The organism is Helicobacter sp., from assembly GCF_022770205.1.
Taxonomy (GTDB): domain Bacteria; phylum Campylobacterota; class Campylobacteria; order Campylobacterales; family Helicobacteraceae; genus Helicobacter_D.
On sequence record NZ_JALEIK010000015.1, the window covers coordinates 17174 to 39089 of the forward strand.

The 21916-nt window shown below is 36.8% G+C and carries 21 protein-coding genes; 15 read left to right on the plus strand and 6 right to left on the minus strand.

Features of this window, described 5'->3' with window-relative positions:
• The first annotated feature begins 6 nt into the window (after positions 1-6).
• A complete protein-coding gene (gene fliR / locus MRZ19_RS02360) occupies positions 7-786 on the plus strand; it encodes a flagellar biosynthetic protein FliR (RefSeq protein ID WP_291029933.1) in 780 nt (259 codons plus the stop codon).
• 1 nt (position 787) lies between these two features.
• Here the strand turns inward: fliR and MRZ19_RS02365 are convergent, their stop codons facing one another.
• Together MRZ19_RS02365 and MRZ19_RS02370 are read right to left on the minus strand one after the other, a co-directional pair.
• On the minus strand, positions 788-1369 hold the full coding sequence (locus tag MRZ19_RS02365) for a Crp/Fnr family transcriptional regulator (RefSeq protein ID WP_291029935.1): 582 nt from the start codon (positions 1367-1369) through the stop codon (positions 788-790).
• A 338-nt stretch (positions 1370-1707) separates the two neighbouring features.
• Positions 1708-2472, minus strand: a complete 765-nt coding sequence (locus MRZ19_RS02370; protein WP_291029938.1) for an MBL fold metallo-hydrolase — start codon at positions 2470-2472, stop codon at positions 1708-1710.
• 73 nt (positions 2473-2545) lie between these two features.
• Here MRZ19_RS02370 and MRZ19_RS02375 point away from each other — a divergent pair, with 73 nt between their 5' ends.
• Positions 2546-3640 (plus strand): deoxyguanosinetriphosphate triphosphohydrolase, encoded by a 1095-nt coding sequence (locus MRZ19_RS02375; RefSeq protein ID WP_291029939.1) that lies wholly within the window; start codon positions 2546-2548, stop codon positions 3638-3640.
• A gap of 6 nt (positions 3641-3646) precedes the next feature.
• The gene (locus tag MRZ19_RS02380) at positions 3647-3826 is read left to right on the plus strand and encodes a hypothetical protein (RefSeq protein WP_291029941.1); all 180 of its coding nucleotides are present in this window, start codon (positions 3647-3649) and stop codon (positions 3824-3826) included.
• Positions 3827-3943: 117 nt separating this feature from the next.
• Here MRZ19_RS02380 and rlmN read toward each other — a convergent pair whose 3' ends face one another.
• Genes rlmN through MRZ19_RS02395 form a run of 3 tightly spaced genes read right to left on the minus strand, consistent with a single transcriptional unit; the run spans position 3944 to position 5859 of the window.
• Positions 3944-5008 carry a 23S rRNA (adenine(2503)-C(2))-methyltransferase RlmN gene (gene rlmN, locus MRZ19_RS02385; protein ID WP_291029943.1) on the minus strand — a complete coding sequence of 355 codons (1065 nt, stop codon included), beginning with the start codon at positions 5006-5008 and terminating at the stop codon, positions 3944-3946.
• Positions 5009-5021: 13 nt separating this feature from the next.
• A complete protein-coding gene (locus MRZ19_RS02390) occupies positions 5022-5612 on the minus strand; it encodes a purine-nucleoside phosphorylase (RefSeq protein ID WP_291029945.1) in 591 nt (196 codons plus the stop codon).
• Between the two features lies 1 nt (position 5613).
• A complete protein-coding gene (locus MRZ19_RS02395; protein WP_291029947.1) occupies positions 5614-5859 on the minus strand; it encodes an RNA-binding S4 domain-containing protein in 246 nt (81 codons plus the stop codon).
• Positions 5860-5949: 90 nt separating this feature from the next.
• On the opposite strand from MRZ19_RS02395, the gene MRZ19_RS02400 reads away from it, so the two are divergent.
• Entirely contained in the window at positions 5950-7161 is a 1212-nt protein-coding gene (locus tag MRZ19_RS02400) for an argininosuccinate synthase (RefSeq protein ID WP_291029949.1), read from the plus strand.
• Positions 7162-7389: 228 nt separating this feature from the next.
• On the opposite strand, the gene MRZ19_RS02405 is transcribed toward MRZ19_RS02400, so the two are convergent.
• Positions 7390-8889, minus strand: coding sequence for a CoA-acylating methylmalonate-semialdehyde dehydrogenase (locus tag MRZ19_RS02405; RefSeq protein WP_291029951.1), 1500 nt, complete (start codon positions 8887-8889; stop codon positions 7390-7392).
• Between the two features lie 354 nt (positions 8890-9243).
• Between MRZ19_RS02405 and MRZ19_RS02410 the strand changes: the two genes are divergently transcribed.
• From MRZ19_RS02410 to MRZ19_RS02460, 11 genes are all read left to right on the plus strand, one after another.
• A complete protein-coding gene (locus tag MRZ19_RS02410; RefSeq protein WP_291029953.1) occupies positions 9244-10152 on the plus strand; it encodes a sugar ABC transporter substrate-binding protein in 909 nt (302 codons plus the stop codon).
• A 70-nt stretch (positions 10153-10222) separates the two neighbouring features.
• Entirely contained in the window at positions 10223-11122 is a 900-nt protein-coding gene (locus tag MRZ19_RS02415; RefSeq protein ID WP_291029955.1) for a sugar ABC transporter substrate-binding protein, read from the plus strand.
• Positions 11123-11235: 113 nt separating this feature from the next.
• The gene (locus MRZ19_RS02420) at positions 11236-12315 is read left to right on the plus strand and encodes an ABC transporter permease (RefSeq protein ID WP_291029957.1); all 1080 of its coding nucleotides are present in this window, start codon (positions 11236-11238) and stop codon (positions 12313-12315) included.
• Positions 12315-13109, plus strand: coding sequence for an ATP-binding cassette domain-containing protein (locus tag MRZ19_RS02425; protein ID WP_291029959.1), 795 nt, complete (start codon positions 12315-12317; stop codon positions 13107-13109). Before MRZ19_RS02420 ends, MRZ19_RS02425 begins: the two co-directional genes overlap by 1 nt.
• Before the next feature lie 9 nt (positions 13110-13118).
• Complete coding sequence (gene iolD, locus MRZ19_RS02430) at positions 13119-14963, plus strand: 3D-(3,5/4)-trihydroxycyclohexane-1,2-dione acylhydrolase (decyclizing) (protein WP_291029961.1); 1845 nt, start codon at positions 13119-13121, stop codon at positions 14961-14963.
• Positions 14963-15844, plus strand: a complete 882-nt coding sequence (gene iolE, locus MRZ19_RS02435; RefSeq protein WP_291029963.1) for a myo-inosose-2 dehydratase — start codon at positions 14963-14965, stop codon at positions 15842-15844. The genes iolD and iolE overlap by 1 nt, the downstream gene beginning before the upstream one ends.
• Positions 15841-17004 (plus strand): Gfo/Idh/MocA family oxidoreductase, encoded by a 1164-nt coding sequence (locus MRZ19_RS02440; protein WP_291029965.1) that lies wholly within the window; start codon positions 15841-15843, stop codon positions 17002-17004. The genes iolE and MRZ19_RS02440 overlap by 4 nt, the downstream gene beginning before the upstream one ends.
• Positions 17001-18704, plus strand: coding sequence for an L-arabinonate dehydratase (gene araD / locus MRZ19_RS02445; protein WP_291029967.1), 1704 nt, complete (start codon positions 17001-17003; stop codon positions 18702-18704). The genes MRZ19_RS02440 and araD overlap by 4 nt, the downstream gene beginning before the upstream one ends.
• 9 nt (positions 18705-18713) lie before the next feature.
• Positions 18714-19724: an inositol 2-dehydrogenase gene (iolG, locus tag MRZ19_RS02450; protein WP_291029969.1), complete on the plus strand. Its 1011-nt coding sequence runs from the start codon at positions 18714-18716 to the stop codon at positions 19722-19724.
• Positions 19725-19726: 2 nt separating this feature from the next.
• A complete protein-coding gene (locus tag MRZ19_RS02455; protein WP_291029971.1) occupies positions 19727-21175 on the plus strand; it encodes an NAD-dependent succinate-semialdehyde dehydrogenase in 1449 nt (482 codons plus the stop codon).
• Positions 21172-21915 (plus strand): aldolase/citrate lyase family protein, encoded by a 744-nt coding sequence (locus MRZ19_RS02460; RefSeq protein ID WP_291029973.1) that lies wholly within the window; start codon positions 21172-21174, stop codon positions 21913-21915. The genes MRZ19_RS02455 and MRZ19_RS02460 overlap by 4 nt, the downstream gene beginning before the upstream one ends.
• Position 21916 lies beyond the last annotated feature (1 nt).

A 21916-nucleotide genomic window follows, 5' to 3' on the forward strand; every position in this document is an offset into this window, starting at 1 on the left:
AGATTTATGGAGCTTTTAGCATACTTAACAGAAGGTAATGTTGCAAACTTCTTACTTTTACTTTTGCGCTTTGCTGGGATTATCGCTTTTTTTCCTTTTTTTGAAAATCAACTCATTACCGCACAGCTAAAGGGTGCATTGATTTTTTTCCTAACGATTTTATTCATTCCCATTCTTGATGTTGTGCCACCTGTTGATTGGACGATTTTACGCTTTATTATTGCAGGACTTTCAGAGATTATGCTAGGGTTTCTTGCTTCTATGGTGCTACAAATTGTGTTTGCTATGATTTCTTTTGGTGGCGAGTTAATCTCTTTTGCGATGGGTTTAACAATCTCAAATGCTTATGACCCTGTAACAGGTGCGCAAAAGCCTATTGTGGGGCAGCTTTTAACGCTTCTTGCACTTTTAATTATGCTAGGGCTTGATTACCATCATCTCTTTTTTTATTTTGTAAGTGAGAGTGTCAAAGAGATTCCATTAGGTGGTTTTATATATTCTCAAAATTATGTTGAATACATTATCAAATCTTTTTCACATCTTTTTGTAGTTGGGCTTACAATGTCTTTTCCTATTATCGCATTAATTCTACTCAGCGATATTATTTTTGGAATGATTATGAAAGCGCATCCGCAATTTAATTTGCTAGCCATTGGTTTTCCTGTGAAAATTACTATTGCCTTTGCGGTGCTTATTGTGATTGTGCCTGCTGTTATATTGCATTTTAAAAGAGAATTTTTAAGTGCATTTGATGCTTTGAGTATTCTTTTTCAAAATAGTTTTTAGGCTATTTAAAGATAATTTTCCCCTTTTTTGTATCAATTCTACCCTGTGTTTTTAGCTCTTTTATTGTGCGTGAGAGTGATTCTGGGCTTGTGTTAAGATGCTTTGCAATTTCGCGCTGTGTGAGTGCGTTTAAGTTTTGCGCATTGTCTTGTAAAAAGGACATTAGCTTGTCTTTTAAGTTGAGATGTGATTCCATAATTAATGTTTCTAGGGATTTAATTTTTTGGCAAAGAGAAGCGATAAGTTGTTGAAAAAAGAGTGGATTTTTAGCGCATTGTTTTTGTAAAGTTTCAAGGTTAATTTCTAAAACTTCGCAATCTTTGGTACAAACCGCACTTGTTGAAAAGGGCTGTTGCAAAAGGCTTGGTATTTCTTCTAAGAAGCTTGGAGCGGTAACATAGCGCAATGTTTTTTCTCTAGGGTCTAAATCTTTGGTAAGCTGTGTGGATTTGTAGATTCTAACCTTTCCGCTTAAAAGAATCAAAAGGGTTTTTGGGACTTCCCCTTCAAGAAATAAGATTTCGTTTTCATTAAAAAACCGCTTGTAGCCTATGCTATAAAGTAGTTTAAAATAATTTTCCACTTTTTGCCCTTTGTTTTAAATTTATTTTAACTAAAATCTTAACAATTATCAACTTTAAGCATTAGTTTGTGCGTGACTATTTTTTGGTTATTTTAGTAGAAAAAATGCAAAGCTTCGTGTGGATGAAAATGGCATAGGAGAGGGCGATTATTCTAGCACTCTCTTAAAAGTGCATTTGGAGTTGTTACCATTTCCTAGAGAGTATTTTAAGATATGGTTAGGTTTGTTTGAATAGAGTTTGAAGTAAATTTTTAGCGATGAGAAGTTGCTTATGGGATTTTGCAGCGTGCGCAAATGATAGCGCAATGCTTTGAATTTATGTTTTATGAAAACGAGTATTAAAGGCGTGGTAGCCAAAAGGGAATGTTATTTTGCTCTTGTAGGACGCTTGTTGCTTCTCCGTGTCCGGGCAAGATGAGCATATTTTCTTGCAAGGTTAAAAATTTCTCTAAGCTTGCCTTCATTGCTGTGTGCGATGAATAGGGAAAATCGCTTCTGCCAATGGAACGATTAAAAATAAAATCTCCGCTAAACATTACTGCGTTGCCTTGAGATAGAGATTTTAAATCTGTTTTAGATTCTATATTTGTGGAATCTTTTTTGGAGTCCTTGTGGCTAATAATAACAATGCTACAACCGGGTGTGTGTCCGGGATAGCAAATAAATGTGATGTTAAAATCTCCATAGCTAAAGGTGTTTTTGCGCCCTAAATTGTCTGTGTTGGAAGTTTTTTCACAGATTTTATCATTTTCTGTTGCGCCAATTAAAAGTGTAGGAATTGAGTTTGGCAGTCCCGTATTAAAGCAATCTTGTGCTAGCATAAAGGCGTCTTCGTAGGGGCAAAGCAAAGGAATCTCTGCAAAATGCTCCAATAACTCTGCATTGCTCCACGCGTGGTCAAAATGCCCGTGCGTGTTTAAAATTGCAAGGGGAGTTGCCCCCGTGCTTTTAAGCGTGTCAATCACCCAAGTGCTTGCGCCAATTCCCGGATCAATAATTAAGGCTTCATTTTTGGTTTTGCTAAAGGCTAAATAGCAGTTTGTTTGGTATTCTCCAAAGGGCTTACGCAATACATAAAAAAAGTCATTGTCAAAAACTCGCATAATATTCCTTTTCTTAAAAATCTTTGCAAATCTTAACGCAAAATCGCTAAAATAATACAAAAAAGGCAAAAATATGGAATTTGTCGCACAACGCTTTTATCCAGCAAATCCAGACTTTAGAAATCCTTTTAGTAGGGATAGAGATAGGATTATACATAGCTCGTATTTTAGGCGTTTGGAATACAAAACGCAAGTGTTTTTAAACCATAGCGGAGATTATTTTCGCACGCGCTTAACGCATTCCTTGGAAGTGAGTCAAATTGCGCGCACTTTAGCAACACATTTAGGATTAAATGCGGAGTTAGCAGAGGCAATTGCCCTAGCACACGACTTAGGACACACTCCTTTTGGACACGCAGGGGGAGATGAATTGGATAAAGTGATGCGCAAATATGGATATAAAAATGGGTTTGAGCATAATTTTCAATCTTTTCGTGTGGTAACAAAATTAGAGAAGCGTTACAAAGATTTTGATGGATTAAACCTTACTTTTGCGACATTAGAGGGGATTTTAAAGCATTCTTATCCCTATGAGAAGCCCTTTTTAAATGCAAATCTTAAGGTGACTTTCAAGCTAGAGTTTCACCCAAGCCTAGAGGCGATTCTTGTGGATTTATCTGATGAGATTGCCTATCTTAGCCACGATATTGATGATGGCATTAAGTATGGATTGATTAGTTTTGATTGCTTGAGTAGTAGTGCGCTTGTAAATAGGGCGATAGAATATGTGGAAGGGCAAGAGAAAATTACAAAAAAGGATTCCATCTTTAGGCACCGCTTCACTTCGCGCTTAATCACTTTGCTTGTGTATGATATTATAGAAAATAACGCAAGGTTTCAACAAGAGATTCCACAATGTTTTCAATACGATGCAGATGAGCCTTTGCCACTTGTGCATACAAAAGAGATGGATAAAGAGATTAAAATTTTAAAAAAGATTCTGTTTAAATCACTCTATCACCACGAGGAAATTGCTAGAAAAATGTTTATGGGAAAACGCTGTGTGCGTAAGCTTTATGAATGTTTTAATGGGGATATTAATTTACTGCCAAAGGATTTACAAGAGCGTATCCAAAATGGTGAAAAAACACATCGCGTGTGTGCGGACTATATCGCATCTATGACGGATAGATATGCGGTGTCTTTGTATAAAGAGCTGGGGTTTTAATTAAAGTTGGAATCTAAATACGATTTAGGATTTTTAATTTTACAAGCAAGAAAAGGCAACCTTGAAGCGCAAACAACTCTTTCCCTATTGCGTATGGAGTTTAAAAAAGAAAGAGATAAGGTTTTAAAGGGCTTTGAAAATCGCAAGGAGTTAGAATCGGAATTTAATATTTTGTCAATAATGTAAAAAGAGTTTGCCATAGGTTTAAGATTTATTTTTTATACGCATAATACAAAAATGCTCCCATTCCGATGACAAAAACAAATGCTAAAAACACTACTAAAATACTATCCAATACGCCCATTATTCTTCCTTCTGTGTGCTTGTTTGTTCTGTGATTGCACGCTCCCTTAGTTGCCCACACGCTGCGCTAATGTCTAAGCCTTTGGATTCTCTAATGGTGCATAAAAGTCCTTTTTTAAGCAAAAACTCCCTAAAGGATTCCATCTTTTCTGCGCTTGGGCGTTTGTAAATGCTGCCTTCGTGGGGATTGAAATAAATCAAATTGACCTTTGCCTTAAGTTTATTTAGCAATGCTACAAGTTTTTTAGCACTATCTAAGCCATCATTTAGCCCATCAATCATTAAATATTCAAACATTACTCTTTTGCGATGATCAATAGGGAATTGCGCCACTTCATCAATCACAGCTTGGATGTTGTAAGCCTTGTTGATGGGCATTAGCTCGCTTCTTAGCTTATCATCAACGGCGTGCAAAGAGATTGCAAGCTGCACGCCAAGATTGAGTGCGCCTAGCTTTTTAATCTTTGGTGCGATTCCGCTTGTGGAGATGGTTTGACGGCGTGTAGAAATGCTTAAGCCATCAAGTTCGGCTAGGATTTGAATCGCATTTGTAACATTATCTAAGTTATCTAATGGCTCTCCCATCCCCATATACACGATATTGATTGCCTTATTGTGTGGAATGTTTTGCGCTTTTTTAATCGCTAAAACTTGATACACAATTTCCCCCGCGCTAAGATTTCTCACAAATCCGCCCTTAGCAGTCAAACAAAAACTACAACCGACTTTACAACCCACTTGCGAAGATAAGCATAGAGTAAATTTATCTTCCTTCATTTTTAAAAACACCGCTTCATAGGTTAGATCATCTTGCGTTTGGAAGAGATATTTCACGCTTCCATCAAGGCTTTTTTCTTGTTTGTAAATTTGCACACTTGTGGTGGTGAAAGTTTCTTTTAAATAGGCTTTTAACTCCTTTGGGAGATTATCCATTGCTTCAAAATCTTCTACATAGCGGACATAGAGCCAGTGGTAAATTTGTTTGGCGCGGAATTTTTGAAAACCATCGGCTTGAAGTTTCAAGCCTAACGCATTAAGAGAGTAGCTAAAAATATTTTCTTTCATTGAATATTATCTTTTATGGTTTGCCTAGTGTGGAATCTAATTTATTTTTGATATAGGATTCCAACTTTTGCATTGCTATTTTGTGGTTAGCAAAAAATTCTTTTTGTGCGTCTTTATGGATATGATTTGTGCTACAAAAAATTCCAACTGCTGGCAAATCAAAGGTTTGCGCCACTTGCAACACGCTAAAAAACTCCATATTTTCATAGAGGATTCCAAGTTTTACCATTTTTTCTGCAAGCTTAGAATCAGTGCTAATGTAGTTGCTAGAGTTAATGATTCTTTGTGTTTTAGCAAAATCTTGCGTGAGCGGATTAGAATCTTTTGGCATTGTTTCACGTGAAACATTTGTTAAAAGATTATCCAAAGGCGTGTAGGATTGCCCTTGTAAAAATGAGAGTTCAATATTGCAAGCGCTTGCTGTTTCAAAGACTTCTAGCAAGGGTTGATTACTAGAGTAGTTTCCGCAAGTGCCAATAAACACGATTTCATCAGGTTTATCATACAGGATTGAGCGCGTAAGATGGATAGCGGAGTCTATCAAGCCCACGCCAATACTTTTTGCAAAGGTAAAGTTTTCTATTTTTCCTGCACAATAAATCAACTTACACTTCCTTATAATACAAATGCGATGTGTTTTTCTTAATGGTTTTTTGCTCTGGGATTTGTAAAACTTGGTAGAATTTTGATTTTTCTAAAAAGGCAATTTCTATCACATCGCCAACCTTAACATTGCGACTTGCCTTCACGCTCACACCTGCAATTTTTACAACACCATTTTCAAGCATATCTTGAGCAATTGCACGCCTTTTGACAATATTGACTGCATTTAAAAACTTATCCACTCGCATTTTTATCCTTATTCTTTGTAGCATTCTAGCTAAAATAAGATTAATTTGTCTAAGGGTATAATGCGACTCACATTTACATAGGAGGTTTAAATGCAGAAAAGCTTCAAAAAAGTGGTTCTAGCATATAGCGGAGGATTAGATACAAGCGTGATTTTAAAATGGCTTGGCGATACTTATGGTTGTGAGGTGGTAACATTTACGGCTGATATTGGACAAGGCGAGGAAGTAGAGCCCGCAAGAGCAAAGGCGCAAAAGCTTGGAATCAAGCCTGAAAATATTTTCATTGAAGATTTAAGAGAGGAGTTTATCCGCGATTTTGTGTTCCCAATGTTTAGGGCAAATACGATTTATGAGGGGGAATATTTGCTAGGCACAAGCATTGCGCGCCCACTTATTGCAAAACGCTTAGTAGAGATTGCCAAAGAAGTAGGAGCTGATGCAATTTCACACGGCGCAACAGGCAAGGGGAATGATCAAGTGCGCTTTGAAATTGGCGCATACGCATTAAACCCTGATATTAAAGTGATTGCTCCTTGGAGGGAATGGGATTTAAATAGCCGTGAAAAACTGCTTGCTTATGCGCAAAATTCTGGAATCCCTATTGAAAAAAAGGCAAATAAATCGCCTTATTCAATGGACGCAAACCTTTTACACATTAGCTATGAAGGGCAAATTTTAGAAGATCCTAGCGTTGCGCCTGAAGAGGATATGTGGCGTTGGAGTGTTTCGCCCAAAAACGCCCCGGATACACCAACGATTCTTACCATAGAGTTTAAAAACGGAGATGGAATCGCAATTAATGGAGAGAAACTAAGCCCTGCAAACTTTTGGGAGAAGCTTAATAAGCTTGCAGGAGAAAATGGAATTGGGCGTTTAGATTTGGTAGAAAATCGCTATGTGGGAATGAAATCACGCGGTTGTTATGAAACTCCGGGCGGGACAATTTATTTAAAAGCGCATCGTGCGATAGAATCGTTATGCCTTGATAGAGAGGAAACGCATTTAAAAGATGAGATTATGCCAAAATACGCAAGCTTAATTTATAATGGATATTGGTTTAGCCCAGAGAGAGAAGCCTTGCAAGCACTGATTGACAAGACGCAAGAGAAGGTTGAGGGAATTGTGCGTTTAGAGCTTTATAAAGGCAATGTTATAATTTTAGGTAGAGAATCTAAAAACTCACTCTTTAATGCGGCTTATAGCACTTTTGAAGAGGATTGCGTGTATGACCAAAAAGACGCCGGCGGCTTTATCAAGCTTAATGCGCTAAGATTTATTATTGCGGGAATTGCACGCAAATAATTTGCGTGTTAATAAGTGAATATTTAGAGATATAAAAACCTTGACAGCTTACAAAATGCTATGCAAGAAGGTAAACTTGAGCGGAGTGGATTAACAAATGGTGAGATAAGTTGTTTTTATTGTAGAATATTTATACCATAACCTAGGGTAGGAATTGCCCAAGGTCAAGCTTATAGAGATAGTTCCAGTTAGAGGTATCTTAAGTATAGTAATACACTAGATATAATATTATTTAGAATGATTTTCTTGAAAATTAAACATAATTGCATCTTCCTCTGTTTGCAGAAAATATTTTTGTGTTATTGTTTTTGTTTCCGTGTAAAATGTCATCGCTTGTTTGCCATAGGCGTGTAAATCACCATAAAATGAGCCTTTCCAGCCTGTAAAAGAGAAAAATGGTAAAGGCACAGGAATAGGCACATTAACGCCAACTTGTCCAACATTAACTTCTTTTGTAAAATGCGATGCGCTTGCAAGGGAGTTGGTAAAGATAGAAGTGCCATTACCAAACTCATTGTTATTAATGATGTCTAGGGCTTCGTTGAGATTTTTTGCCTCTAAGATGCACAGCACGGGTGCAAAAATTTCTTTTTTGTAAATTTGCATAGAGGTTGTAACTTCGCTAAAAACGCAAGGTCCAAGCCAATTGCCATTAGGATAACCCTCTATGGAGATATTTCTGCCATCAAGAATAAGGTTTGCTCCCTCTTTGATTCCTTCTTCAATGCTTTGTAATACGCGTTCTAATGCTGCCTTGGTGATAAGCGGACCATAAGCTGCTTTAGGGTTATTGTAAGCTCCGGGTTTTATGGCTTTTAATTTATTGATGAGTGTTGGGATAAGTTTTTTAGAATCTCCTACAAAAATTGCCACAGAGATTGCCATACATCTTTGTCCAGCAGCTCCCATAGAAGCTCCAATGAGTGCATTGATGGCTTTTTCTTCATCAGCATCTGGCATAACAACAAGATGATTTTTTGCTCCAACTAATGCTTGGGCGCGCTTAAGATTTGCTGTGGCGCGTGAGTAGATATATGCCCCAACTTTTGGAGAGCCAACAAAGGAATAAGCTTTGATTAAAGGATGATCAAGCAGCATATCAACTTGTTCTTTTTGTCCGTGAACAACTTGTAAGATTCCTTTTGGAACATCACATTGCATAAAAAGTTCCGCTAATTTCATTGCTGTTTGTGGCACCATTTCTGAAGGCTTTAGGATAAAAGCATTGCCTGCTACAATTGCTAAAGGAAACATCCACAAAGGAATCATACCGGGAAAATTAAAAGGAGTGATTCCCGCGCAAACACCTAAAGGTTGTTTGTAGGAAAAAGTGTTGATTCCTTTAGAAACATTTTCTATGGTTTCTCCCATAAGCAAAGTAGGTGCAGAGCAAGCAAACTCTATGACTTCATACCCTCTTGTTAAATCGCCCTTTGCGTCATCTAGGGTTTTTCCTTGTTCAATGGATAAAATTTCTGCAAGTGTGTTGAGATTTTTCTTAACTAATGCTTGGTATTCTAGCATAACCCTCACTCTTGTCATAATTGATGTATCTCTCCATTGTAAAAAGGCATTATGTGCGGTTGTTGCTGCTTCATCAATCTCTTCTTTTAGCATGCAGGGCACTTGCGCTAATATCTCTTGAGTAAGCGGAGAGAGTGATTGTGCGAAATGCGTTGTTTTGCTTTCTTTAAAAGTTCCATTAATTAATGCTTGAATTGTTTTCATTACGAATAACTCCTTATATTATTGTATTTTTATGTGTAAAGCTGCTTGACTACCATCGGTTTGAAAGTAGAAATTTTAAGCGATGAACCTTAAATAAAACCTTATTTTTGTGTTAAATGATAACAAAAAAAGATTAGGTTTGATGAAATATTGAGAATAGCTAATAGAAGATTGGGAAATATATTGGTTAATTTGTGAATTTTTTTCACAAAATTAACACCACATTGGAAAAAATGTTTCAAAAATATACATATAAAATTTTTTTTGATGATTTTTATCGCTTGGACAGCGCTGGAGATAATTTTATGTTATTCTTATATGGCGATTTTAGTTTTCGTTTTCAAGGAGTTTATTATGTTGTATCAAATTTTAAAGATGGCAGTTGCAACCTTTTTGAGTTGTGGATTTTTATTTGCCAAGGACATAAATATTGTGTTTGTTGGCAGTGGAATTGACGCTGATCCTTTTTGGAGTGTAGTGAAAAATGGAGCAATGGATGCTGCTAAAGATATGGGAGCAAAAGTTGAATATCGCAATGCCGCTAATGGAGATAGAACAGAGATGGCGCGCATTATTCAATCAGCTATTTCTAAGCGACCTGATGGTTTAGTTGTATCTATTGCAGATAAGGACGCTTTGGCGAAGGATATTAAAAGAGCTGTGGATTTAAAAATTCCTGTGATTAATGTAAATTCTGGAGCAGAGGCAGGGAAAGAATTAGGAGCTTTGTTATATATTGGCAATAGTGAATACCAAGCAGGACTATTAGCTGGCAAAAAAGCAAAGACAGAAGGTGTGAAAAGCTTTATTTGTGTCAATCACGAAATCACAAATACAGTTTTAGAACAAAGATGTCAAGGCTTTGCTGATGGTTTAGGTGTTAAAAATAATATGCTTGATGCAGGATTTGATCCAAGCGAGAGTCAGAAGAAATTAGAACCTTATTTGAGTCAAGTTGATGCGATTTTAACCATTGGACCTGTTTCGGCGTCTTCAACAATTGATTTGTTAAAGAAAAAAAGGATGAAAAAGTATTTTGTAACCTTTGATTTAAGCCAAGAAATCACAAATGCGATTAAAGATGGTAGCATTGATTTTGCGATTGATCAACAACAATATTTGCAAGGTTATTTGCCGATAGTGTTTTTAACGCAGTATGCGAAATATGGAGTGATTCCTGCTAATGATGTCTATACTGGACCTGCTTTTGTAACAAAAAGTAATGTTGATAGCGTGCAGAAATTTGCAGGAAAATATAGGTAATTGGTTATTTTTTAATGGCGTAAAGCTATACATTTTGATGTATGGTAATTTTTAAATTCAAAGGAGAAAAATGTTTAAGAAGATCGTTTTATGCATGTTGTTGTGTGTGGGGGCAGTTTATGCAAAGCAGTTGCATTTTGTATTTATTAGCAATGGGTTAGATGTTGATCCTTTTTGGAATGTGATTAAAAATGGAATTAATGATGCGGCTAAAGAAGTTGATGCAAGAGTGGATTATCGTAATTCTCCAACAGGAGATAGAACAGAAATGGCAAGAATTTTACAAGCAGCCATTTCGCAACGACCAGATGGAATCATTATTTCTATTCCTGACAAAGATGCTTTAGGTAAAGATATTAAAAGGGCTTTAGATTTAAAAATTCCTGTGATTAATGTTAATGCGGGTGTAGAAGCAGGCAAGGAATTGGGGATTAAAAATTATATTGGCTCTAATGAATATCAAGGTGGAATGTTGCTTGGTGAGCAAGCAAAAAAGGCAGGTGTTCAAAGTTTTGTTTGTGTGAATCAAGAAATCACAAATACAGTTTTAGAACAAAGATGTCAAGGCTTTGCTGATGGTTTAGGTGTTAAAAATAATATGCTTGATTCTAGTAGTGATCCTAGTGAGATACAAAAAAGATTAGCCCCTTATTTAGATAAGGTTGATGCGGTTGTAACTTTAGGTCCTGTATCTGCTGGAGCAACTATTGGGCTTTTGAAAAGTAAAAGAATGAAAAAGCATTTTGTAACCTTTGACTTAAGCCCAGAAATTATTGCGGGGATTAAAGAGGGAGTGTTGCTATCAGCAATTGATCAACAGCCCTATTTGCAAGGATATTTGCCTGTGATTTTGCTTTCAAAATATGTTCCTTATGGATTGTTGCCTGATGGAGATATTTATACAGGACCAGCTTTAGTAACAAAAGAAAATGTTGATTTAGTGGATAAATTAACAGGAAAATTTAGATAGCAATGCGTGGGGTGGCTTTGCCCACCTTGTAGCAATTTCATATTGAGCAATGTGCTGCTAGGGTTTATTGCTCAATATCAAATTATAAAAATGATTTTATTTAAGGAAAATAAATGGCTGATGAACGACTAAAACAAGAAACTGCTTTGTTAAAAGCATTAAAAAGACCTGAATTTCCTCCTGTTTTTGGGGTGGTATTGGTTTTTGCTGTCTTTTTGGCTCTAGCAAGCGGTGATATGTTTTCTTTGGAAGGGATAATGTCTTGGACAGAGCAAGCCGCATTAATTGGAATCTTAGCTGTTGGAGTGTGTTTGCTTATGATTGCTGGGGAGTTTGATTTATCTGTTGGCTCTATGATAGGTTTTGCGGGAATGATGATGGCAATTTTAATTGTTGAATTTGAGATGAATCCTTCTTTGGCTATTGTCTTAACAATGCTTGTTTCTTTAGGGATTGGTTTTTTAAATGGATATTTGGTGATTAAAACCCGCTTGCCTTCTTTTATTGTTACTTTAGGAAGTTTGTTTATTTTAAGAGGCTTAACTGTGGCGTTAAGTAGGCTTTTGACAAATCAAACCTTAGTTTCAGGCGTCAATTCTCACACAGAAGGTAGCATTTTAGCAGCTTTTTTTGGAGGAGAAACTTTCACTGCGCTATTTAGTTTTTTGGCAAAAGCTGGGATTATCGCAACTTATGATGATGGCACTCCTATTGTAACAGGGATTAAAATGGTTGTTGTATGGTGGATAGGATTAACAATTGTTGGAGTGATTATTCTTAGATTAACTAAATATGGGAATTGGATATATGCCACAGGAGGAGATGAGCAAGCTTCAAAAAATATGGGCGTTCCAACAGATAGAGTTAAGATTTGTTTATTTATGCTGACGGCTTTATGTGCGAGTATTTTTGCTGCTTGTCAAGTCTTTGATTATGGCTCTGCAGATGCGCAAAGAGGAGTTTTAAAAGAGTTTGAGGCAATCATTGCTGTGGTTATGGGTGGAGTTTTGCTTACAGGAGGATATGGGACGGTGATTGGAGCGTCTTTGGGGGCTTTGATTTTTGGTGTGGTTAATATTGGGATTAGTTACACTGGAATTGATAGTGATTATTTTAGGGTGTTTTTAGGTTGTATGCTCCTAGCAGCAGTTGTTTTTAGTGATTCAGTAAGAAAAAAAGTAATGAGGCAGTGATGGCAGAACCAATTATTCATATAGAAAATGTAACAAAACATTTTGGAAATATTATTGCTTTAAATGGTATTTCTATGGACCTTTATGCAGGTGAGGTAATGTGTCTTTTAGGGGATAATGGAGCGGGGAAATCCACTTTAATTAAGACTTTGGCAGGAGTGTATGAAAAAACTTCAGGAATTTATCGCATTAATGGTAAAGATGTTATTGCTCCAACCCCGCATAAAATTTTAGATGAAGGTGTGGCAACTGTGTATCAGGATCTATCTACTGTTCCTTTGATGTCTTTATCAAGAAATTTCTTTTTGGGAAGAGAAGAGGAGATTGAAAAAAGATTTTTATTTTTTAAGGTGCTTGATTTTAAAAAGGCAAATGCAATCACCATTAAGGCAATGAAAGATATTGGGATTAATGTGCGTGAGCCAAGTCAGCCCATTGGCACATTAAGTGGTGGAGAGAGGCAGTGTTTAGCTATTGCCAAGGCAGTGCATTTTGGGGCAAAAGTTTTAATTCTTGATGAACCAACTTCTGCCTTAGGAGTGGCGCAGTCTTCTATGGTGTTAAAATATATTTTGCAAGCAAAAAGACGAAATTTAGGGGTGATTTTTATTACCCATAATGTTTATCACGCTTATGCTGTTGGAGATCGCTTTACAATTTTAAATCGAGGTAAAACAATGGGGACTTTTAAGAAAAATGAAATTACCACGGAGCAACTACAAAATAAAATGGCAGGAGATAAAACAATACAAGATCTTACTGCAGAATTAGGAACAGATACTAAGGGTTTATAGGAAGGATTTATGGAGACAATTAAACTAACAACAACACAAGCCTTGGTGCGTTATCTTTTATCGCAGTATATTAGTATTAATGGCAAGAAAGAAAGGATTTTTTATGGGGGGTTTGGAATCTTTGGACACGGCAATGTAACTTGTTTGGCGGAATCTCTTTATGATGCTAAAGAGCAAATGCCAACTTACAGGGGGCAAAATGAGCAGTCTATGGCAATGGCTGCCTTAGGATTCACTAAAGCAAAAAATAGAAAGCAAATGATGTTCGTTACTTCTTCTATCGGTCCTGGAGCAACAAATATCATTACTGCTTGTGGAGTGGCTTATACTAATTCTTTGCCTTTATTGGTTTTATCTGGAGATTATTTTAACCATAGGTTGCCATCTCCTGTTTTGCAACAAATTGAACAAAGTTATGATGCGACTTTATCGGCAAATGATTGTTTTAAGCCAATTGTAAAATATTGGGATAGAATCACGGCACCTCAACAGATTTTGCATTCTCTTCCTTTAGCATTAGAAACAATGTTAAATCCTTCCACTTGTGGTCCTGTTTTTTTGGGGCTTTGTCAAGATGTTCAAGCAATGAGTTATGATTATCCCCTAGAATTTTTTGAAAAAACTATCCACAGCATTCCTCGCATAAGAGCTGATGAAATGGCAATCAGAAGGGCAAGCGATTGCATTAAGCAATCAAAAAAAGTTGTGATTCTTGCAGGGGCGGGGGTGATTTATTCTGAAGCGCAAAAAGAATTTTTGCAATTTGTTCATCAATGCCGCATTCCTTTTGTAACAACAGCAGGTGCAAAGTCTTTAAGTTTATACGAGGAACAATTTAATATTGGACCTGTTGGAGTGCTTGGGTCTTGTAGCGCAAATCATCTTATTAAAAAGGCTGATGTGGTGATTGTAATTGGTAGCAGATTGCAAGATTTTAGCACAGGTTCGTGGGCAAATTTTAGCCACCATACTAAACTTATTAGTATTAATACGCAAAGCATTGATGCAATTAAGCATAGAAGCATTGCTTTAGTCAGTGATGCAAAAGAGGCATTAAAGGAGCTTTTGGAATTGTGCAGAGATTTTAGAAATGACGAAAACTTTGTATCAGAGGCTTTTGCGCATAGGCAGCAATATCATCTTTTTATAGAGTCAAAAATCAATGAGAAAAAGGAAAGTATTACTTACGCAAATGTGATTGGAAGACTCAATCAGCTTACAACGCAAAAGGATAGGTTAATTCTTGCTGCGGGAGGCTTGCCCGGAGAATTTAATACGCTTTGGAAAAATCTTAGTTTTAATTCCATAGACCACGAGTATGGTTATTCTTGTATGGGGTATGAAGTTTCAGGGGGGTATGGCTCTGCGATTGCCCATAAAGATGGAGATAGCATTGTGCTTGTTGGAGATGGTTCTTATATGATGTTAAATAGTGAGATTTATTCATCAGTATTAAGTGGTGATAAAATGATAGTGATTGTTTGCGATAATGAGGGCTATGCAGTAATTAATCGTTTGCAGATAAATCAAGGAGGGGAGCCTTTTAATAATTTGATTGAAGATTGTAAATTAGCAATAGAACCTTTTATGGTGGATTTTGTTGCAAACGCAAAGAGTATGGGAGCTGATGGGAATTTTGTGGATTCCTTAGAGGAATTTGAATCTGCCTTTAAGAGAGCAAGAGAAAGTGCGGTAACTTTTATTATTCATATTAAAGTTTCTAAGTATGATTGGACGGAATATGCTGATACTTGGTGGGAAGTGGGTGTACCAGAGGTGAGTCAAAAAGAAAAGATACAGCGGGCAAGAGCAATGTATGAAAGCAATGCAAATAAGCAAAGAAAGGGTGTGTAATGCAAGTGAAATTAGGGATTGCTCCAATTGCTTGGAGTAATGATGATTTAAGAGAGTTGGGTGGAGAAACACCATTGGAAGTGTTTTTGAGTGATGCGAAAAAAATCGGTTTTGATGGAGTGGAGCTTGGATATAAATTCCCTTATGACAAGAAAGAGCTTAAACGCATTTTAAAGGATTATGATTTAGAGCTTGCTGGAGGATGGTTTAGTGGGAATTTATTGGTGCAAAGTGTTGCCCAAGAGCAAGAGAGTCTTTTAAGGGAAATGGAGCGAAGAGCCTATTGTGATTGTTATCAACTCGTGTATGCAGAATGTTCTAATACGATACAAGGAAAGCCTTTGGGCTTAAGTAAAAAGCCTATTTTAACACAGGACGAAATTAAGGAATATGCAGAAAAATACTCTTCTTTAAATGCTTTTGTTAGCAAGCAGGGCTTCAGTATGGGCTTTCATCATCATATGGGAGCAATTTTTCAATATGCTAATGAAGTGGATTTGTTTTTACAATATGCTTCTTTAGGATCTGGATTGACTTTTGATACAGGACATTTTTATTTTGCGGGTGCAAATCCTTTAGAAGAACTTAAAAAACATTTGCATCGTGTGAAACATATTCATTTAAAAGATGTTAGAGAACAAGTTAAGCAAGAAATGCTTCAAAAAGATAGTAGTTTTTTGGAATCTGTTATTGCAGGAGTTTATACAACTCCTGGAGATGGTGTGATTGATTTTAAGGGAATTCTTGACTTTTTAAAAACCACAAACTATGAAGGTTGGTTAGTGATTGAAGCAGAGCAAGATCCTAAGAAGGCAGATCCTTATGAGTACTCTAAAAAAGCCTATGCTTTAGTGCAAGATTTATTGAAAGGGCAGCCATGAGAACAATTGGTGTTGGTGTGATTGGTATGGGCTGGATGGGGAAAGCCCATAGTAGTGCTTATATCAATTATCGTCTAAAATTTGGACACACAGGAATTATACCAAGACTTGTAATTTGCAGTGAGGTGATTGAGGAGAGGGCAAAAGAGGCAAAAGAAAGATTTGGCTTTGAAAAGTATAGTATGCATTGGAAAGATGTGGTTGATGATGATTGCGTAGAAATTGTTGAGATTACTGCTCCTAATGCTTTGCATTTGGAAATTATAAAATATTGTGTTGCAAAGGGTAAGCATATAAATTGTGAAAAGCCTGTGGGGGCATTTTTAGAGCAAAGTATTGAAGCCTATAATCTTGTTAAAAATTATCCTTATCAAACTTTTGTTGGATTCAACTATCGTTGGGCGCCTTTGGTGCAGTATGTTAAAGAGTTGCTTGATAGTGGGAAATTAGGAGAGGTGTATAGCTATAAAGGCAGATTTTTTTCGTGTTATGCAGCAGATGCCCTTAGTTGTTACTCGTGGAGATTTGAAAAGGAAAATGGTTTAGGTGCGATTACAGATTTAATGAGCCACGCTGTTGATATGGCATTATATTTACTTGGTGATATTAAAAGTGTTAGTGGAGTTATGCGAACTTTTATTAAGGAGCGACCCCTAGCTCAAGAAGGAGCAAGTCATTATGCAAGGGGGAAGGAAAGCGATGCAAAAAAGGAAGTAACTAATGAGGATTATGTGGGTGCTAGAGTGAGTTTTTGTAATGGCGCAGAGGGCTTTATTGACACATCGCGTTGTTTTGTTGGTCCTACTTCTGAACATAGCTTTGAGATTCATGCATCAAAGGGCAGTGTAAAATGGAATTTTGAGGAGATGAATACATTAGAGTTGTATCTTGAAGGAGACGAGCAATCAAGTGGTTATAGGAAAATTTATTCTTCTCCTGTACACCCTTTTCATCAATATTTCAATCCCTCTAATGGCACTTCACTTGGATATGATGATTTAAAAACCTTAGAAATTGCACATTTTTTAGGGAAAATTTTTGATAAGAATTATCCCTATTATGCGGATTTTCAATCAGCAGCTAGAGTGGCAAAAGTGCTTGGGGCAATCATAGAATCCAATACGATTAAAGAACAAGTGAAATTGGAGATGGAAATATGAAAAAGCTGCGCAGTTTAAAGTGGTTTGAAAAAGATGATTTAAGAAGCTTTGGACATCGTTCAAGAGTGAATCAAATGGGCTATGCGCCTGAAGAGTATATTGGTAAACCTATCATTGCTATTATTAACACTTGGAATGATTTTAATACCTGCCACACGCATTTTAAAGAAAGAGTGGAGGATATTAAAAGGGGGGTATTACAAGCAGGGGGGTTTCCTATGGAGATTCCTTGTATGAGTGTTGGAGAGCAACTCATTAAGCCTACCTCTATGATGTTTAGAAATTTTTTAGCAATGGAGGTTGAGGAAATGCTTAGAGCTTTTCCAGTAGATGGTGCTGTGCTTATGGGGGGATGTGATAAAACAACGCCTGCTGTGCTTATGGGGGCAATTTCTTTTAATCTTCCTATGATTTATATGCCAGCAGGAGCAATGTTAAGAGGGAATTTTGATGGAGAGATTTTAGGCAGCGGAACAGATGTTTGGAAGTATTGGGATTTAAGACAGGCAGGTTGTTTTGGGGATTGTGAGTGGAGAAGGTTAGAAAAGGGTATTGCAAGGAGTGCTGGGACTTGTATGACTATGGGAACAGCAGCAACAATGATGACAATGGCAGAGGCGCTTGGTTTATGTCTTAGTGGAGCTTCTTCTATTCCGGCAGTGGATTCAAATCATCGGAGAATGGCTAGAGAGTGCGGAGTTGAAATTGTTCGGCTTGTAAGAGAGGATATTAAGCCTTTAGATATTTTGAAAAAAGAATGTTTTGAAAATGCAATCATCACTTTACATGCCATTGGAGGTTCTACAAATGCAATCATTCATCTTATTGCATTAGCAAGAAGGGCAGGGATTGTGTTAGAGTTAGAGGATTTTGAGCGTTTGGGAAAAGGGATTCCTTTGCTTTTAAATCTTAAGCCATCAGGAAAATATGTGATGGAGGATTTTTATTATGCAGGAGGTATTCAAGCATTGCAAAATACTTTAAAAACAAAGTTACATAATATTCAAACCATTAAAGGAGATTTGTATGGCAATATTGAGGGGGCAAAAATTTTTAATTCTGAAGTGATTAGAACATTAGAGAATCCTTTAAGCACAGAGCCAAGTTTAGTAGTGTTAAAAGGAAACCTTTGTTTAAATGGAGCAATTTTAAAGCAATCTGCCTGCGAAAAAAGACTTTTAAAGCATAAAGGTAGGGCTTTAGTGTATGAAGATATTGAAGAATTAAAGGCAAATATTGATAGAGAGGATTTAGATGTTGATGAAAATACAGTGCTTGTTTTAAAGAATGCAGGACCTCTAGGCGCACCAGGAATGCCTGAATGGGGGCAGTTGCCAATCCCCAAGAAGTTATTGAAAAAGGGAATAAAAGATTTATTAAGAATTTCTGATGCAAGAATGAGTGGAACAAGTTATGGAGCTTGTGTTTTGCATATCAGTCCGGAATCTTATATTGGAGGGAATTTAGCACTTGTTAGGACAGGAGATATCATTTGTATTGATGTGGAAAAAAGATTGCTAGAAGTTTGTTTAAGTAAGGAGGAGTTAAATCAAAGGCGAAAGGAGTATAAGCCTCCACAGAGGGATTATAGTAGTGGGTATTTAAGGTTGTATACAGAATATGTAACACAAGCACACGAGGGTTGTGATTTTGATTTTTTAACTGAAAATCGTAGCCACTTAGAACCAAGAATTTTTTAAAGGAGTCTTATGTTAAATGTTGGTGTTTTAGGAACGGGAAGGATTGGAAAAATCCATATTTCAAATTTAGTTAATCATGCACAAGTGAAAGTTGTTTTAGTTGCAGATCCTTACATTGATGAAGAATTTGTCCAATCTTTGCAGCTTCCCTTTAGCAGAGATAGTCAAGATGTTTTAACGCATAAAGACATTGATGTGGTGTTTATCTGCACTTCAAGCGATACGCATTATGATTTGATTAAAAGCGCAATTATTGCTGGGAAAAAGGCAATTTTTTGTGAAAAGCCTGTTGATTTAGATTTGCAAAGAATTTTAGAGATTGAACATCTTGTTAGGCAGCATAATGTTTTTTTGCAAATTGGATTTAATAGAAGGTTTGATTCAAATTTTAAGCAAATTGCAAAATTGGTGCGAAAAGGGGAAGTTGGAAGATTGGTGCATACGAGAATTGTCTCCCGCGATTTTTCTGCTCCGCCAAGAAGTTATGTTGAAAAATCAGGCGGAATCTTTTTGGATATGAGTATTCACGATTTTGATATGTTGCGTTATGTAACGGATAGGGAAGTTCAAGAAGTGTATGTAAGGGGTGCATCTTTAGTCAGTGATTATGGAGATATTGATATTGATAGTGCGTTGATTTCCTTGGTGCTTGATGATGGTTCGCTTGCAAGCATTGAAAATTGTAGAGAGGCTGTTTATGGTTATGATCAAAGAGTTGAAGTTTTTGGGAGAAAGGGGAGAGTATCTTGTGAGAATAAATATGAAAATTCTGTGCTTTTATGTAATGCTCATTGTGAGAGTCGCTCTAATCCTCTTGATTTTTTCTTGGAGCGTTATGCGGATTCTTATCGTAATGAGTTGGAGGATTTTATCTCTCAATATTGCGCAAAAAAATCTCCAAGCGTTGGGATTAAAGAAAGCATTGAGGCGACTTTGATTGCTTTAGGGGTAATGGAATCGCTAAAGCAAAATTGCTCAATTTCAATGGAAGCAATCCGCAATCAATACATAAAAGGATGAAAATGAAAAGTTATTTTGATTATGGCTTATACATTAATGGAAGTTTTATAGAGGGCAAAGATGGGGTTTTTGATGTGATTAATCCTTTCAATGAAGAAGTTTTAGGGCAAGCACCCATTGCTTCCCAGCAACAAATTAGAGAAGCAATAGATTATGCCCAAGAAGCAATGTTAGAGTATTCTAAGTTACATGCTTGGGAGAGAGCAGAAAAATTACTCAAAGTGGCAACATTTTTAAGGGAAAATCTTAATGAGATTGCAAAGAGTATTACTCTTGAAACAGGTAAGCCCATTGCTCAAAGTGTGAGAGAAACTAATTTGGCAATTGATCAATTTATTTGGTTTAGCGAACAAACAAAAAGAATTAATGGGCAGATTATCTCAAGTCGCAATCCCAGCACAGAAGTGTATGTGAAGTATGAGCCTATTGGAATTGTGGCAGCTTTTTCTTCGTGGAATTTTCCTTTATTATTAACAGCGCGCAAACTTGCCCCTGCCTTAGCAGCAGGTTGTGCGGTGATTGTCAGAAGCACAGACATTGCACCCCTTGTTAGTATGAAGCTATTTGAAGCTTTGCACCAAGCGCAATTTCCTAAAGGCTTAGTTGCGCTTTTGTGCGGGAAAGCATCAGTGATTTCATCAGTGCTTATGCAAGATGTTCGGGTAAGAAAGGTGTCTTTAACAGGTTCTACGGCTGTTGGACAACAGCTTATTAGGGATTCAAGTTTAACTTTGAAAAAAGTAACAATGGAGCTTGGAGGGCATGCCCCTGTGATTGTATGTGAAGACACTGATGTTAGGGAAGTAGCGGCAATGAGTGTGAAGGTTAAATTTGCTAATGCTGGACAAGTGTGTGTTTCTCCTACAAGATTTTATATACATAAGAGCGTGATGGATTCTTTTTGTGAAGTTTTTGTGGCAGAAACAAGAAAACTTAAGCTTGGCAATGGGCTTGATGGATCTGTGGATATGGGACCTTTAGTTACACAAAAAAGACTAGAAGAGATTCAATCTTTCATGCAAAAAGCAAAAGAAACTGGAGGAAAAATTCTTACGGGTGGGAAGAGAGTGCAAGGTTTTGATAAAGGCTATTTTTTTGAGCCGACAGTGATTAGGGACTTACCTGATGATTCCCATTTATTGTGCAATGAAATTTTTGGACCCATTGCTTTGATACAAAGTTTTGAAGATTTAGATGAGGTTTTAAAAAGGGCAAATAACACAGAATATGGGCTTGCCTCTTATGCTTTTACAACTTCTTTGGAAAAGGCGCATTTAATAGCAGAGCATCTTTCAGCGGGAATGGTTGGAATTAATAGTTTTGCCCTAGCAGCAGCAGAAGTTCCATTTGGAGGGATTAAAGCAAGCGGTTTTGGAAGAGAAAGTGGTGTAGAGGGTATGCAGGAATATTTGCAGTCTAAGATTATTACTCAAAGGTTCCTAGGATTATGAAAAGACTTATAAGTAAGTGGGAAAAGCAGATTCCGACAATAAATGGTTGGCTGAGTTTAAACAATGCTTTTGGGGCTGAAATAATGTCTTATGCGGGTTTTGACTCTCTTACGATTGATATGCAGCACGGAATTAGTGATTACTCAAGTCTTTTGCCAATGCTACAAGTTTTAAAGGGAATTCCTTGTTTTGTTCGTGTGCCTTGGCTTGAAGAAGGAATTATTATGAAAACGCTTGATGCGGGAGCAATGGGAATTATTTGTCCAATGATTAATCACAAAGAAGATGCGTTAAAATTGGCAAAGTTTTGCCATTATCCCCCTAAAGGAGAGCGGAGCTTTGGTCCTATTCGGGCTAAATTTCTTTGTGAAGGAGACTATTTTATACAGCACCATCTCTTAATTTTAGCAATGATTGAAACAAAGCAAGCATTGGAAAATCTTTCTGATATTTTATCTGTTGATGGGATTGATGGGGTATATGTGGGTCCTGCTGATCTTTCCTGTGCGTTGGGTGTTGCCCCAAGATTTGATCAAGAAGAGAAAATTGTATTAGAGGCAATTCAAATGATTTTATCTCAAGCAAAAAGACATAAAAAATATGCAGGGATTCATAATCTTGGTGCGCATTATGCAAGAAAAATGGCGGACTTAGGCTTTAATTTTGTAACCATTGGTTCTGATGCGTTTTTTATGCTTGATGGGGCAAAAAAAGCAGCGGAAGCTTTTAAATTTCAGTGAG